The 14,530-nt window shown below is 60.3% G+C and carries 12 protein-coding genes and 1 riboswitch; of the genes, 8 read left to right on the top strand and 4 right to left on the bottom strand.

What is annotated here, in order from left to right; translation table 11 throughout:
- The first annotated feature begins 136 nt into the window (after window positions 1-136).
- Window positions 137-235, top strand: a riboswitch (S-adenosyl-L-homocysteine riboswitch).
- 23 nt (window positions 236-258) lie between these two features.
- From ahcY to AB4O12_RS19595, 5 genes are all read left to right on the top strand, one after another.
- Window positions 259-1,668, top strand: coding sequence for an adenosylhomocysteinase (ahcY, locus tag AB4O12_RS19575; RefSeq protein ID WP_016772771.1), 1,410 nt, complete (start codon window positions 259-261; stop codon window positions 1,666-1,668).
- Window positions 1,669-1,827: 159 nt separating this feature from the next.
- The gene (gene metF, locus AB4O12_RS19580) at window positions 1,828-2,673 is read left to right on the top strand and encodes a methylenetetrahydrofolate reductase [NAD(P)H] (RefSeq protein WP_056786871.1); all 846 of its coding nucleotides are present in this window, start codon (window positions 1,828-1,830) and stop codon (window positions 2,671-2,673) included.
- Between the two features lie 73 nt (window positions 2,674-2,746).
- Window positions 2,747-3,829, top strand: a complete 1,083-nt coding sequence (locus tag AB4O12_RS19585) for a hypothetical protein (RefSeq protein ID WP_460059564.1) — start codon at window positions 2,747-2,749, stop codon at window positions 3,827-3,829.
- An 87-nt stretch (window positions 3,830-3,916) separates the two neighbouring features.
- A complete protein-coding gene (locus AB4O12_RS19590) occupies window positions 3,917-4,729 on the top strand; it encodes a substrate-binding periplasmic protein (protein WP_095181348.1) in 813 nt (270 codons plus the stop codon).
- 221 nt (window positions 4,730-4,950) lie between these two features.
- Window positions 4,951-6,816, top strand: coding sequence for a DEAD/DEAH box helicase (locus AB4O12_RS19595; protein ID WP_460059566.1), 1,866 nt, complete (start codon window positions 4,951-4,953; stop codon window positions 6,814-6,816).
- A gap of 250 nt (window positions 6,817-7,066) precedes the next feature.
- On the opposite strand, the gene AB4O12_RS19600 is transcribed toward AB4O12_RS19595, so the two are convergent.
- Entirely contained in the window at window positions 7,067-7,645 is a 579-nt protein-coding gene (locus tag AB4O12_RS19600) for a YceI family protein (protein WP_039757580.1), read from the bottom strand.
- A gap of 31 nt (window positions 7,646-7,676) precedes the next feature.
- Window positions 7,677-8,228, bottom strand: coding sequence for a cytochrome b (locus AB4O12_RS19605; protein WP_041476792.1), 552 nt, complete (start codon window positions 8,226-8,228; stop codon window positions 7,677-7,679).
- Window positions 8,229-8,528: 300 nt separating this feature from the next.
- On the opposite strand from AB4O12_RS19605, the gene llpB reads away from it, so the two are divergent.
- Window positions 8,529-9,026 carry a lectin-like bacteriocin LlpB gene (gene llpB / locus AB4O12_RS19610; RefSeq protein ID WP_252877040.1) on the top strand — a complete coding sequence of 166 codons (498 nt, stop codon included), beginning with the start codon at window positions 8,529-8,531 and terminating at the stop codon, window positions 9,024-9,026.
- 362 nt (window positions 9,027-9,388) lie between these two features.
- On the opposite strand, the gene AB4O12_RS19615 is transcribed toward llpB, so the two are convergent.
- The gene (locus AB4O12_RS19615) at window positions 9,389-11,158 is read right to left on the bottom strand and encodes a flavin monoamine oxidase family protein (RefSeq protein ID WP_236167701.1); all 1,770 of its coding nucleotides are present in this window, start codon (window positions 11,156-11,158) and stop codon (window positions 9,389-9,391) included.
- Window positions 11,159-11,382: 224 nt separating this feature from the next.
- On the opposite strand from AB4O12_RS19615, the gene AB4O12_RS19620 reads away from it, so the two are divergent.
- Window positions 11,383-12,789 (top strand): adenosylmethionine--8-amino-7-oxononanoate transaminase, encoded by a 1,407-nt coding sequence (locus AB4O12_RS19620; protein WP_056786442.1) that lies wholly within the window; start codon window positions 11,383-11,385, stop codon window positions 12,787-12,789.
- Window positions 12,790-12,941: 152 nt separating this feature from the next.
- Window positions 12,942-13,661 carry a 16S rRNA (uracil(1498)-N(3))-methyltransferase gene (locus tag AB4O12_RS19625; RefSeq protein WP_460059569.1) on the top strand — a complete coding sequence of 240 codons (720 nt, stop codon included), beginning with the start codon at window positions 12,942-12,944 and terminating at the stop codon, window positions 13,659-13,661.
- Window positions 13,662-13,836: 175 nt separating this feature from the next.
- Here the strand turns inward: AB4O12_RS19625 and trhA are convergent, their stop codons facing one another.
- Window positions 13,837-14,454, bottom strand: coding sequence for a PAQR family membrane homeostasis protein TrhA (gene trhA / locus AB4O12_RS19630; protein WP_039757573.1), 618 nt, complete (start codon window positions 14,452-14,454; stop codon window positions 13,837-13,839).
- Window positions 14,455-14,530: the final 76 nt, after the last annotated feature.

Here is a 14,530-nt window from a genome sequence, read left to right on the forward strand (position 1 = left end):
GGGCAGCTGCGACTATGGTCGCCATTGGCGATCTTCATCTGGCCGACAGAAACCCTTTGGAAGATCAGCCCGGGCGGCTATAATCGCCCCCGTTTCAAAAAACGGTAACGTTCATTGGCTACCGTTTTCCCGCCACCTGTCCGAGGGGCGCTGCAGCAGGTTCGACCTGTCAGGCTCGGATGGGGCGTTGACCGGCTCACGCCGGACACTAAACGCACAACGGCGCCCATTCGCATACATTACGAATGGAGGCTCTTCATGAGCGCTGTCAACACGCCTGCCGATTTTACCGATTACAAAGTTGCCGACATGTCCCTGGCTGCCTGGGGCCGTCGCGAAACCATCATCGCCGAATCGGAAATGCCTGCCCTGATGGGTCTGCGCCGCAAATACGCTGCCGAACAGCCGCTCAAGGGCGCGAAAATCCTCGGCTGCATCCACATGACCATTCAGACTGCCGTGCTGATCGAAACCCTGGTTGCCCTGGGTGCCGAAGTGCGCTGGTCGTCCTGCAACATTTTCTCCACTCAGGATCAGGCCGCTGCCGCTATCGCTGCCGCCGGTATCCCGGTGTTCGCCTGGAAAGGCGAGACTGAAGAAGAGTACGAGTGGTGCCTGGAGCAGACCATCCTCAAGGATGGCCAGCCATGGGACGCCAACATGATCCTCGACGACGGCGGCGACCTGACCGAGCTGCTGCACAAGAAATACCCGCAAGTGCTCGATCGCGTTCACGGCGTGACCGAAGAAACCACCACTGGCGTACACCGTCTGCTGGACATGCTGGCCAAGGGCGAGCTGAAGATCCCGGCGATCAACGTCAACGACTCGGTGACCAAGTCCAAGAACGACAACAAGTACGGCTGCCGTCACAGCCTGAACGATGCGATCAAGCGCGGCACCGACCACCTGCTGTCCGGCAAGCAAGCGCTGGTCATCGGTTACGGTGACGTGGGCAAGGGCTCGGCCCAGTCCCTGCGTCAGGAAGGCATGATCGTTAAAGTCTCCGAAGTTGACCCGATCTGCGCCATGCAAGCGTGCATGGACGGTTTCGAACTGGTGTCGCCGTTCATCGACGGTATCAACGACGGTTCCGAAGCGAGCATCGACAAAGCGCTGCTGGGCAAGATCGACCTGATCGTGACCACCACCGGTAACGTCAATGTTTGCGACGCGAACATGCTCAAAGCGCTGAAGAAGCGCGCCGTGGTCTGCAACATCGGTCACTTCGACAACGAAATCGACACCGCGTTCATGCGCAAGAACTGGGCATGGGAAGAAGTGAAGCCACAGGTGCACAAGGTTCACCGCACCGGTGCCGGCAGCTTCGATCCACAGAACGACGACTACCTGATCCTGCTGGCCGAAGGCCGTCTGGTGAACCTGGGCAACGCCACCGGTCACCCGAGCCGCATCATGGACGGTTCGTTCGCCAACCAGGTACTGGCACAGATCTTCCTGTTCGGCCAGAAGTACGCCGACCTGTCGCCAGCGCAGAAAGCCGAGCGTCTGACCGTTGAAGTGCTGCCGAAGAAACTCGACGAAGAAGTAGCCCTGGAAATGGTTCGCGGCTTCGGCGGCGTGGTCACCCAACTGACCAAGCAACAGGCTGACTACATCGGCGTCACCGTCGAAGGCCCGTTCAAGCCGCACGCCTACCGTTACTAACAGGCGCTGAATGCTCGCTCTCCCTGTGGGAGCGAGCTTGCTCGCGAAGGCGGCTTATCATTCAACATCCGTGTTGTCTGACCCAGCTCTTCCGCGAGCAGGCTCGCTACCACACCGGATTGCAGCGCCTCGAAGGTACTTGTTTCCAAGGGTATGACCATGTCCCAAGACCGTCGCTACAGCTTCGAGTTTTTCCCGACCAAGACCGATGCCGGGCAAGAAAAGCTGCTCGCCACTGCCCGTCAGTTGGCCACCTACAATCCTGATTTCTTTTCCTGCACCTACGGCGCTGGCGGTTCGACCCGTGATCGCACGCTCAACACCGTGTTGCAGCTGGAAAGCGAAGTCAAAGTACCCGCCGCACCGCACCTGTCGTGCGTCGGTGACAGCAAGGACGACCTGCGCGGCCTGCTGAACGAATACAAGGCTGCCGGCATCAAGCGCATCGTTGCCCTGCGTGGCGACCTGCCGTCCGGCATGGGCATGACCAGCGGTGAGCTGCGTCACGCCAATGAACTGGTGGAATTCATTCGTGAAGAAACCGCCGATCATTTCCATATCGAAGTCGCGGCTTACCCGGAGATGCATCCGCAAGCACGCAACTACGAAGACGATCTCGCCAACTTCGTGCGCAAGGCAAAGGCCGGTGCCGACAGCGCGATCACCCAGTACTTCTTCAACGCCGACAGCTACTTCTACTTCGTCGACCGTTTGCAGGCGCTGGGCGTGGATCTGCCGATCGTGCCGGGGATCATGCCGATCACCAACTACAGCAAACTCGCGCGCTTCTCCGATGCCTGCGGTGCGGAAATCCCGCGCTGGATCCGCAAGCAGCTGGAAGCCTACGGCGATGACACGCGAAGCATTCAAAGCTTTGGCGAACAAGTCGTCAGCGAAATGTGCGAACGCCTGTTGCAGGGCGGCGCACCGGGGCTGCACTTCTACTCGATGAACCAGGCCGAACCTAGCCTGGCCATCTGGAACAACCTCAAGCTGCCGCGCTGAAGGTTTTCCATGCGATAAAAAAGGCCCTCACCGGGCCTTTTCACTGAAAAGCACAAATGGAATATTGTCGTCGATGATCTGCGCGCAAACAAAAACACGCCCTCAACTGGTCTATCTGGTTTTCGGTGCCGAGACTTACCATCAGGAAGCTGTTTTCAGCATCGCCAGTGCTCTGGCGTGGTTGCGCGAGACACCGGATGCCCCGATCGATATCCAGGTCTTCAGCGACAATCCGCAACCCTATGCACATCTCCCCGTACGCGTTCGCCCGCTGGACGCCGAAACGCGCCAGAAATGGAGCGAGCCCCACGGTTATCATTTCCGCATCAAACATGTCGCTTTGCGCTCGGTACTTGAAGAGCATGAAACGGCGCTGTTGATCGACACCGACACGTTCTTCCACTGCTCGCCGCTCAAACTGTTCGAGCGGGTGCAGCCCGGCACCCTGCTGTGCAACGACTACTACGCCCGCTATGGCGACAACAAGATGAGCCTGCTCTATCGCACGCTGTCGGCAACACTGCTGGACAAAGGCCTGACTGACGATCACATGCGCCTGCTCAACTCCGGCGTCATCGGCTTGCACCGGCAGGACGCACACGTGCTCGACCGCTCCATCGCTTTGATCGATGAGCTGTTCCCGTCGGCACAGGGCGCCTACACCCTCGAAGAGTTCTGCCTGTCAGTGGCCGCCTACCGCACGCTGGACGTCAACAAGTGCCCGGATCTGATTCACCATTACTGGAGCCGCAAGCACCTGTTCAGGGCCAAGGTTCAGGCCTGGGTCGCCAAACATGGCGACAACCCGACCGGCGAGACTGCACTGGACGACACCCGACGTGTATCACCGCAACTGCCTCGACCACCGCGACTGCAGCGGATGTTCTACAAGCTCGTCACGTTGCTGCTGCCGGCACATCTGCGTCAGTTCATTCGCGAAATCCTTTACGGCTGCTATGAACATCCCAACGAGTTCGATCAGGCGTGTGCAGCGGTCTGGTGGGACAAGGCGCTGGAAAACCAGCAGCAACGCATCGGCAAGCCGGTTTGCAGGCACTTGCTCAGGGACTGGTTCAGTCGCGGCCTGGTCAAGCGGATCCTTGGTTCGCGTCACGCGAAGGTCCACCAACACCTGCTGAAAACCGCAAGCAAATAAGGCCATCGCGGCCATTGCGCCCGGGGTCTGCGCGAAACATGCATGCCAGAGCTTCTCATCAGGCGTTTCGCGTACTAACCTCAGGCCATGCCCCTTATTGCCCAACTGCTGAGCGTTATTCTTCTGACTTGCCTGAGCGTCGCCGCTCGGGGGGAGAAGTTGCGTATTGTCACCGAGCCGTGGGCGCCTTACGTCTACGAACAGGGTGGTAAAAACCTCGGTCTTGACTACGAAACCACCGCCATCGTGTTCCAGCGCCTGGGCATTGAAGTGGAATGGCAGTTCCTGCCGTGGAAGCGCTGCCTGTCGATGCTCGAGACCGGACAGGCCGACGGTGCGCTGGACATCTTTCACAGCGCCGAACGCGACGCCACTCTGCTCTACCCCAGCGAACCGCTGTCCGACGTCGAATTCGTGATGTTCTACGCCAACGAGCGGCCGCATCCATTCAACACCCTCGAACAACTCAAAGGCCTGACCATCGGCACCTCGCCGGGTTATCTGTACAGCCCTGACTTCAGCCAGTCGGACCTGTTTACCCGTGAGCCGGCGCCAACTCATGAAGCCAATTTCGGCAAACTGGTGCGCGGGCGGATCGACCTGCTGATTACCGATCGCCGCGTCGGTCAGCATTTGCTCGATGAGCTGAATATTCGCGATCTGATCACGGAAAACCCGACGGTTATCAGCCGTCAGAGCCAGTTTCTTGCGGTTCGGCGCAATGCCGGTATGGACTTGCTGGTGCAGCGTTTCGGCGCCGAGCTCAAGCGTTTCAAGCGCGAACCGGCCTACGCCGAGCTCAGCGCGCGCTATGGTGCCGCACCTGTTGAGGGCGCACCAATGCGCTCGGCCACGGCCGGCGGCAAAACCGTTGAGCAGCAGGAAAGCAGCGCGCAGTGATTGCTCTGTTATACTCCGGCGTTCCCGCCAGGCTCACGCCCGGACGCCCGGAACCGTAACAGGCCTCTCGACCCGCTACAGCGCAGCTTCCAGCCCGCGCGAGCGCTCCTGACGTGCCTTCGGAACCGCCGCTGGACCGGACGGGATTGCGTCCTCTTAAACGTGATTCGCGCCAGGCAAGACTCCCATTGGGCCAAGCCCTAACTAAAACAGGATTACTCATGTCCTTTGCTTCCCTCGGTCTCTCCGAGGCTTTAGTCCGTGCCATCGAAGATGCGGGCTATACCGAGCCTACTCCGGTGCAACAGCGGGCCATTCCCGCCGTGTTGCAAGGTCGCGACCTGATGGTGGCGGCTCAGACAGGTACCGGTAAAACCGGCGGCTTCGCCCTCCCGATTCTGGAGCGGTTGTTCCCCAACGGTCACCCGGACAAATCCCAGCGTCACGGCCCGCGCCAACCGCGCGTGCTGGTCCTGACCCCGACCCGCGAACTCGCGGCCCAGGTGCACGAGAGCTTCAAGATCTACGCCCGTGACCTGAAATTCGTCAGCGCCTGCATCTTCGGCGGCGTCGGCATGAACCCGCAGGTCCAGGCCATGTCCCGTGGCGTCGACGTTCTCGTCGCCTGCCCGGGTCGCTTGCTCGACCTCGCCGGCCAGGGCAGCGTCGATCTGTCCCACGTGGAAATTCTCGTTCTCGACGAAGCCGACCGCATGCTCGACATGGGTTTTGTCCACGACGTGAAGAAAGTCCTCGCGCGTCTGCCGGCCAAGCGTCAGAACCTGCTGTTCTCGGCGACCTTCTCCAAAGACATCACCGACCTCGCCGGCAAGCTGCTGCACAACCCGGAACGCATCGAAGTGACGCCGCCAAACACCACGGTCGAGCGCATCGAACAACGCGTGTTCCGCCTGCCGGCCAGCCACAAGCGTGCGCTGCTGGCGCACCTGATCACCGCCGGCGCGTGGGAACAGGTACTGGTTTTTACCCGCACCAAGCACGGCGCCAACCGTCTCGCTGAATACCTGGACAAACACGGCCTGCCGGCTGTGGCAATCCACGGTAACAAGAGCCAGAACGCGCGCACCAAAGCCCTGGCCGACTTCAAGGCCGGCGAAGTACGCATTCTGGTTGCCACCGACATCGCTGCCCGTGGCCTGGACATCGATCAGTTGCCGCATGTGGTCAACTTCGAGCTGCCGAACGTCGATGAAGACTATGTGCACCGTATCGGCCGTACCGGCCGCGCCGGTCGTTCGGGCGAGGCGATCTCGCTGGTCGCGCCGGACGAAGAAAAACTGCTGAAAAGCATCGAGCGCATGACCAAGCAGAAGATTGCCGACGGCGATCTGATGGGCTTCGACTCCAGCACCATCGAAGCCGAGAAGCCGGAAGCCCGCGAGCGTCCGGACATCCGCAACCCGCGCAATTCCCGTGGCCCGCGTGGCGACGGTCCGAATGGCGGCGGTGGTGGTGGTCGCAAGGACAAAGGCAAAGACAAGGGCAAGGAAAAACCGGCCGGTGAACGTGGCGAGCGCCCTGCCCGTCAGCAGAAACCGCGCGAAGGCACCCCGAGCCGCGACCAGCGCCCGAGCCAGCCACCGCGTGCAGCGGCTGACCGTGCCCCGGACGAATTCCTCGACGACGATATCGATAACTTCGGTAACCGCGTCGACTACGTGCCGAAAGCCGCCCCTGCCGGCGGCCGTGGCCGTCGTCCGGGCGCACCGGCGCAAGGCGCTGGCGCACCCGCACCACGCGGTGGCCAGCCTCAGGGTCGCCAGAACGGTCCGCGCAACAGCAACGGCTCGAGCACCGGCACGCCACCAGCCAAACGCAGCGGCCCGCGCAATGGCGCACCGCGTGACGGTCAGGGTCGTCGCGACGAATCCGCGCCGCGCAATCGCCGCCCGGCCCGTGACGATCAGCCTCGCAGCGAACCGGCCGTGCAGAATCCGCGCAGCAGCGGTCCGAAGATCATGCACAAGGAATCGAAAGCCGACCGCTTCCCGACGCCTGAGCAACTCGATCAACTGCCAAGCCGCCCACGTGGCGAGAAACCAGCCTTGCTGACCCGCAATCGCTGAGTTTCAACCCGCCATGAAAAATGCCCCGACTCGAAAGAGCCGGGGCATTTTTTTACCTCGATTATCTCTGCCACACCGCAATACCCCTGTGGGAGCGAGCCTGCTCGCGAAGGCGGCGGGTCAGCTGAATCTTTGCCGATTGACACACCGCTTTCACGAGCAGGCTCGCTCCCACAAGGAATAGCGTGTTATGGCAAAAAAAAACGCCCCCGGCCTTTCGACCGGGGGCGTTTTCATGTGGCGGCGAAATTTATTTCGCTTTCACACCTTCGAACGAAACATACAGCTCGACCGCATCGGACTTCGGACCGAGGTCTTTCTGCTTGCCGAAATCGGAGCGCTTGATGGTGGTGGTGCCTTCGAAGCCGGCACGGTAGCCGCCCCATGGATCCTTGCCTTCGCCCAGGAAGGTGGCCTTGACGACAACCGGCTTGGTTACGCCCAGCAGGGTCAGGTCGCCGGTCACGTCAGCGGTGTTCGCACCGGTGGACTTGACGCTGGTGGATACGAAAGTAGCCTTGCCGAACTTGCTGGCGTTGAGGAAGTCAGCGCTGGCGATGTGCTTGTCGCGCTCGGCGTGGTTGGTGAACACGCTGGCAGTGTTGACGTTGAACTCGATCTTGCTGTCTTCAGGCTTGGCAGCGTCGAAGCTGAACTTGCCGTCGATGTCCTTGAAGGTACCGGTGATGTAGCTGTAGCCCAGGTGGCTGATCTTGAAGTCGACGAAGGCGTGCTGGCCTTCCTTGTCTACTACATAGTCAGCAGCCATTACGTTGGCGGACAGCACGGCCGAACCGATTGCCAGAGCGGCCAGAGTCTTTTTCAACATGCTTTCTTTTCCTTTGAGTCGAGGTTGAATTTCAGGCTTTGCGACCGAGCATTCGAGTGAGGGTCGCATCACGATCGATAAAGTGGTGCTTCAATGCTGCCAACGCATGGAGACCGGAAAAAATTACCAGTGCCCACGCCAGCCACAGATGAATCACCCCAGCGGTATCTGCCTGATCCGGTAGTCCGGAGAGCAGAGCAGGGACTTCAAACAGGCCAAACACCGGGATCCCGACACCGTCTGCGGTGGAAATCAGGTAACCGGCAATCATCACAGCGAACAGCGCCAGATACAGAAACCCGTGGCCGAACTTAGCGCCGATACGGGTCATGCGGCTGTAGCTTTGCAGCGTTGGCGGCGGTGGGCTGATGAAGCGCCACAGCACCCGCAGCACCATCACACCAAGCAGCACCAGACCGATGCTCTTGTGCAGATCCGGCGCGTCTTTGCGCCAAGTGCTGTAGTAATCCAGCCCAACCATCCACAGACCCAGTGCAAACAGCCCGAAGACCGCCAGCGCCACGCCCCAGTGCATGAAGATGCTGACCCAACCATAGCGCGAAGAAGAGTTACGTAGCTGCATTGCCCAAATCCTGTGAGAACTGCGAACCAAGACTAGCGAGTTATCTATCGAATTAAAGCGGAAAATTTTGCTTTGAAATATCGATAAATACGATCAAGAGTCTGCGAGCGGGGTGTTAAGGAAGCATTAAAGGCGATTCCTGCGTAGAGCGCTTGTACAAATGACGGGGGCTGCATTGACCATCGTCATCTCTGCACACGCATACGGCGAAACTCGACCCTGATAACTATGTACCGCTGATGCGCAATTCAAACCTGCTCGAATGATGCTTCTTTTCATTATTCAAACAGGCACGAAAACATGGCTCTGCGATATACGCCCTTTCAAGCAAGTGGTTCTTCTGTACTGCCGCCCAATCAAACGATGTCTGCGGGCCAATTCCTGCAATCCGAGAACGGTCGATTTCGTCTGATGCTGCAAAGCGACGGGAACCTCGTGCTCAAGGACGGTGAGGCGATCATCTGGATCGCCGACGCCAATCAACCTTACAGCGCAACTTTGCACCCGAAGAAGATGCGCGAGCCGTTGCAGTTTGTGATCAGCAACAGCGGCTTTCTTTATGACCCCTCCAGGCGACGATTATGGATCGCGGAAAGCACGCACAGCACCGACAAGTCGCTTTGGTACAACACGTACATGACTGTGCAGGACGATGGAAACCTGGTGATTTACGACCAGCGCACGGGCAGTCTGCGCTGGGCGCGTTTCGGTTTCATTCCCGGGCGCCTGCGCAAACCCAAGCAAAAGTGGCTGAGGAAACTGCCGAACGGGACAGAATTCTTCAAGTGGGAGTTTTGACTGACCAGCCATTCATGGCCGATCAGTTATGGAGTACTGCCGGCGGTTGCAGGCATTCGGCACTGTAGGGGTCTATGTGGCACTTGTGCGCCAGTTCAGAACCATAGCCGCCGGGGAAAAATTGCCCGTTGCTACATCCGGAAAGTGCAATCAAAACCAGTATCGCGATAAGCGTTTTCATAGCATGCCTCCAATTTTTTCCAGCATAAAATTGGCGCGCTGGCAGCGGCTATCACCTCATTCCGAGCATCTTGTGGGAAGGCTCCGGTACGCCGGTAAGTCCCGTAACCGGATGACGAAGGACTGAAACGCAGGGCAAAAAAAACGCGACCCGAGGGCCGCGTTTTCATGTGAACAAAGCCTTACTGCGCCTTGGTCTCGGTCGTTGCAGCAGGCTTGGCCGCTGGCTTCTTCGCCGGTTCAGCCTTCTTCGCCGCCGGTTTGGCCGCCGGCTTTTTCGTTTCGGTTTTTGCCGCCGGTTTCTTCGCCGCTGGCTTGGCCGCTGCTTTTTTCGCCGGCTCGGCTTTTACCGGGGCCGCTGGCTTCGGTGCTTCCACCGGCGCTGGCGCAGGTGCCGGGGTCGGTGCAGGCGCTGGAGCGGCCGGAGCAGGTGCTGGCTCTGGCGCTTTCACAGGCTCTGGCTTCTTCTCGTCATCCGAACCGCCGAACAGGTTGCTGAAGAAGTTGCCCTTCTTCGCCGCTACCGCACCCGCCGCGCCTGCCGCAGCTGCAGCCGGAACCACTTTGGCCGGTTCGAACGACTTGCCTGCCGCCAGATCTTCAACCTGGCTGGCCGCGCGCTGGCCGGTGCGCAGTGCGCCTTCCAGAGTGCCCGGGTACAAGGTGTCGGTGTGTTCGCCGGCAAACGCTACGCGTTGCAGCGGACGTTCCCACAGGCGCCAGAACTTGCTGATCTGCCCCGGGCCGTAAGCCAGGTAGGCGCCGCCCATCGACGGATCGGTGCTGTAGCGACGGATTTCATAACCGGTGAACGAGCCACGGGCCTGTGGGTAAAACGCGTGCAGACGGATCAGCACCTGATCGACCATCTGCTTGTCGCCGAACGCCTGCATCACACGGGCGTTATCGCCGGACAGGTTGATCACCACGTTGGCGCCGCCCTTCAGTGCCGGTTCGATCCAGAGCATGCCCAGACCGGTATTGCTGTAGATCTCGCCGGACATGCGCGATTTGCTTTCCCACACTGGCGTCTTGAACTTCAGCATGATCTGGTCGCGCCAGCCGTAGTTGGTGCCTTTGATCGCCGCCAGATGCTGGGCATCCAGCGCAGGGGTCAGGGCGATTTTGTTCAGCGCGCGCAGCGGTACCGCCAGCACAACGTAGTCGGCCTGATAGCCGACGCTGCCGACTTTGACGGTCACACCGTCCTTGTCCTGGATGATGGCCGAGACCGGCGAGCTGGTCTTGATGGTCTTGATCTGTTTGACGAAGGCCTGGGCCAGGACCTGGCTGCCGCCGACCAGACGCGAGGCGCGCAGGTCGCGGTCGGAAACGCCGCGATAGACGCGGTTCTGCTGAGCGAAATACAGCAGCGACAGACGCGAAGGTTCGTCGTAGTGGGTGCGAATGTCCTGGTTGATCAACTGACGCGCGGTGGCCGGCAGGTTCTGCTTGTCGAGCCAGCTCGATACGGTGATCTGGTCCAGTGCATGCAGGGTGGCGGTCGCCGCCGGGTTCTGCGGGTCGTCGATCGAGCGCGCCAGATCGTCGAGGGTTTTCTGGTAGCGCTTGAGCGCATCGGCGGTGGCTGGCTGTTTAGTGGCGAGATCAGCGGCGGAGAAATAATCGCCGTCGATCAGATAACCCGGCGTACGCACAAATTCCGGCGCCGGCGTGGTGCCGAGCTTGAAGGTCGAAACGTACTTGTTCAGCACCGGCTGAGTCTTGTCGTTGCCGATCCACTCGCTGGTGGCCATGCCCGAGCGCCCGCCCAGGCTCGGTTTGGCTTCCAGCAGGGTGACCTGCCAGCCTTTGTTCTGCAGTTCGTAAGCAGCGGTCAGACCCGAGAGGCCGCCGCCGATCACGATTGCGGTTTTATCCTTGGCCAGCGCCGTAACGCTGAACAGCCCCAACATCACCAGCGCACAGGCGCGCAGCCAACCGACAGACATTCAGCGAACTCCGGAAAAACATGTGGGAAAAAAGCAGTTTTGCGAGTCAGACGACTCAAAGAACCGCGAAGAATACGTTAGCCATCAAAACGCCGCCAGCGACGTCTATCGGCTCAGACAAAGTAGCTCAATCGACACAATGGGTTGTTCCCGCGCGATGCATTGCATAGGCTTGCGCGATTGTTCGCCCGCGCCTGACGCGAGCCGCCTCGAGGAGACTGTAAATGGGCCTGAATAACCAGTGGATGCAACGCGATCTCGCGGTGTTGTGGCATCCCTGCACCCAGATGAAAGACCACGAACAGCTGCCGCTGATCCCGATCAAGCGCGGCGAAGGCGTCTGGCTCGAAGACTTCGAAGGCAAGCGCTACCTCGACGCAGTCAGTTCATGGTGGGTCAACGTGTTCGGCCACGCCAACCCGCGCATCAACCAGCGCATCAAGGATCAGGTCGATCAACTCGAACACGTGATCCTTGCCGGTTTCAGCCACCAGCCGGTGATCGAGCTGTCCGAGCGCCTGGTGAAGATGACCCCGCAAGGCCTGAACCGGGTGTTCTACGCCGATAACGGCTCGTCCTGCATCGAAGTCGCGCTGAAGATGAGCTTTCACTACTGGCTCAATCGCGGCCAGCCGAACAAGAAGCGCTTCGTCACCCTGACCAACAGCTACCACGGCGAGACCATGGCGGCGATGGCGGTCGGCGATGTGCCGCTGTTCACCGAGACCTACAAAGCGCTGCTGATGGACACCATCAAAGTGCCGAGCCCGGATTGCTACGGCCGGCCCGACGGCATGAGCTGGGAAGAACACTCACGCAATATGTTCGCGGCCATGGAACAGACGCTGGCAGAGAATCATGACAGCGTCGCGGCAGTGATCGTCGAGCCGTTGATTCAGGGCGCGGGCGGCATGCGCATGTATCACCCGGTCTACCTCAAGCTGTTGCGCGAGGCCTGCGACCGTTACGGCGTGCACCTGATCCACGACGAAATCGCCGTCGGCTTCGGCCGCACCGGAACGATGTTCGCCTGCGAACAGGCCGGCATCCGCCCGGACTTCCTCTGCCTGTCCAAAGCCCTCACCGGCGGCTACCTGCCGCTGGCCGCGTGCCTGACCACCGACGAGGTCTACAGCGCCTTCTACGACGACTACCCGACCCTGCGCGCCTTCCTCCACTCGCACAGCTACACCGGCAACCCGCTGGCCTGCGCGGCGGCATTGGCGACGCTGGATATCTTCGAGCAGGACAACGTCATCGAGAACAACCAGGCGCTGGCTCAGCGCATGGCCTCGGCGACCGCGCATCTGGTCGATCACCCGAACGTCTCCGAAGTGCGCCAGACCGGCATGGTCCTGGCCATCGAGATGGTCAAGGATAAAGCCACGAAAGAGGCCTACCCTTGGCAGGAGCGTCGTGGCTTGAAGGTGTTCCAGCATGCGCTGGAACGTGGCGCGTTGTTGCGGCCGCTGGGCAGCGTGGTGTATTTCCTGCCGCCGTATGTGATCACCCCGGAGCAGATCGACTTTCTGGCCGAAGTGGCCAGTGAAGGTATTGATATTGCTACGCGTGACAGCGTCAGTGTTGCGGTGCCGAAAGACTTCCATCCGGGATTCCGCGACCCGGGCTGATTCGCCTTGCTTGAGATTTGCGGTGGCTGGACTGCCGCTTTCGCGAGCAGGCTCGCTCCCACAGGGGAATGCATTTCAAGTGTGGGAGCGAGCCTGCTCGCGAATGAAGTCGACACCGATCCAACTGATTCATATCTTTCCAGAGACCCGAAATGAGACTGTCCCGCTTCTTTATCGACGCCCCGCTGAGCACTGGCGAACACGAACTGCCGGAGGCCCAGGCGCATTACATCAGCCGCGTGCTGCGCATGGCCGAAGGCGATGCGGTGCAGTTGTTCGACGGTTCCGGCCATGAGTTTCGCGGATCGCTCGTCGAAGTCGGCAAGAAGCGCGTGGTCGTGCAGATCGACGAGCAGTTCGCCGGGCAAATCGAATCGCCGCTGCAGATCCACCTCGGCCGGGGCCTGTCCCGGGGCGAGCGCATGGACTGGGCGATTCAGAAAGCCACTGAACTCGGCGTGACGCAAATCACCCCGATCTTCAGCGAACGCTGCGAAGTGCGGCTCAAGGACGAACGCGCCGACAAGCGCTTGCTGCATTGGCGCCAAGTGGCAATCAGTGCCTGCGAACAGTGCGGGCGTTCACGGGTGCCGGTGATTCATCCACCAGTATTGCTGGCGGACTGGCTCAAGCAGACCGAAGCCGAATTGAAACTGGTGCTGCATCCGGTCGCAGAACCGCTGGTCAGCCATGCCAAACCGGCGACGCTGGCGTTCCTGATCGGACCGGAAGGTGGCTTGACGGACGGCGAAGTCGAGCAGGCCAAAGGCAATGGCTTCCACGCCGCCCGCCTCGGCCCGCGCGTGTTGCGCACCGAGACCGCGCCGGTGGTGGCGTTGGCGGTGGCCCAGCAACTGTGGGGTGACTTCTAAGGCCCCTTCGCGAGCAGGCTCGCTCCCACATTGGATCTAGGGTGTTCACAAAACCAGAGTTCACTGAAGATTTATTGTGGGAGCGAGCCTGCTCGCGAAAGCGGTGTTTCATTCAACGAAGGTGTTGGCTGACCTGACGCCTTCGCGAGCAGGCTCGCTCCCACAGGGATTGCATTTACAGGACGTAAAACAGAATCGCGACAAAGTGCAGCAGACTTCCCGCGATCACAAACAGATGCCAGATGCCATGGGCATGCCGCAGGCGGTGATCCAGGGCAAAGAAGATAATCCCCACCGTATACAAAACCCCGCCCGACGCCAGCCAGGCAAACCCGGCCGTGCCCAGTGCGGCAATCAGCGGTTTGACTGCGACCAGCACGATCCAGCCCATCACTGCGTAAATCACGATCGACAGAATCCGCGCCTCGGAACGCGGTTTGATCTCTTGCAGGATGCCGATCAGCGCCAGCCCCCAGACAATCCCGAACAGCGTCCAGCCCCAAGGCCCGCGTAACGTCACCAGGCAGAACGGCGTGTAGCTGCCGGCGATCAGCAGGTAGATCGAGAAATGATCGACCTTCTTCATGATCGCTTTCTTGCGCCCGCGCACGCTGTGATACACGGTCGAGGCGCTGTAGAGCACCAGCAAAGTGAAGGCGTAGATCGCCACGCTGACAATCTTCCACGGACTGCCGTCGAGGCTGGCAATCACCAGCATCCACACGCCGCCGATAAACGCGGCGATGGCCCCGACCAGATGGGTCCAGGCGTTGAGTTTTTCCCCGTGATACATGTATTGCTCACCTCACATTCGTTACCGCAGCGCGCAAGGCTCGGGCCTTGAGCGTAAAAGCGCAATGTTTCTGTTC

It is taken from the genome of Pseudomonas sp. S2_A05, from assembly GCF_054668485.1.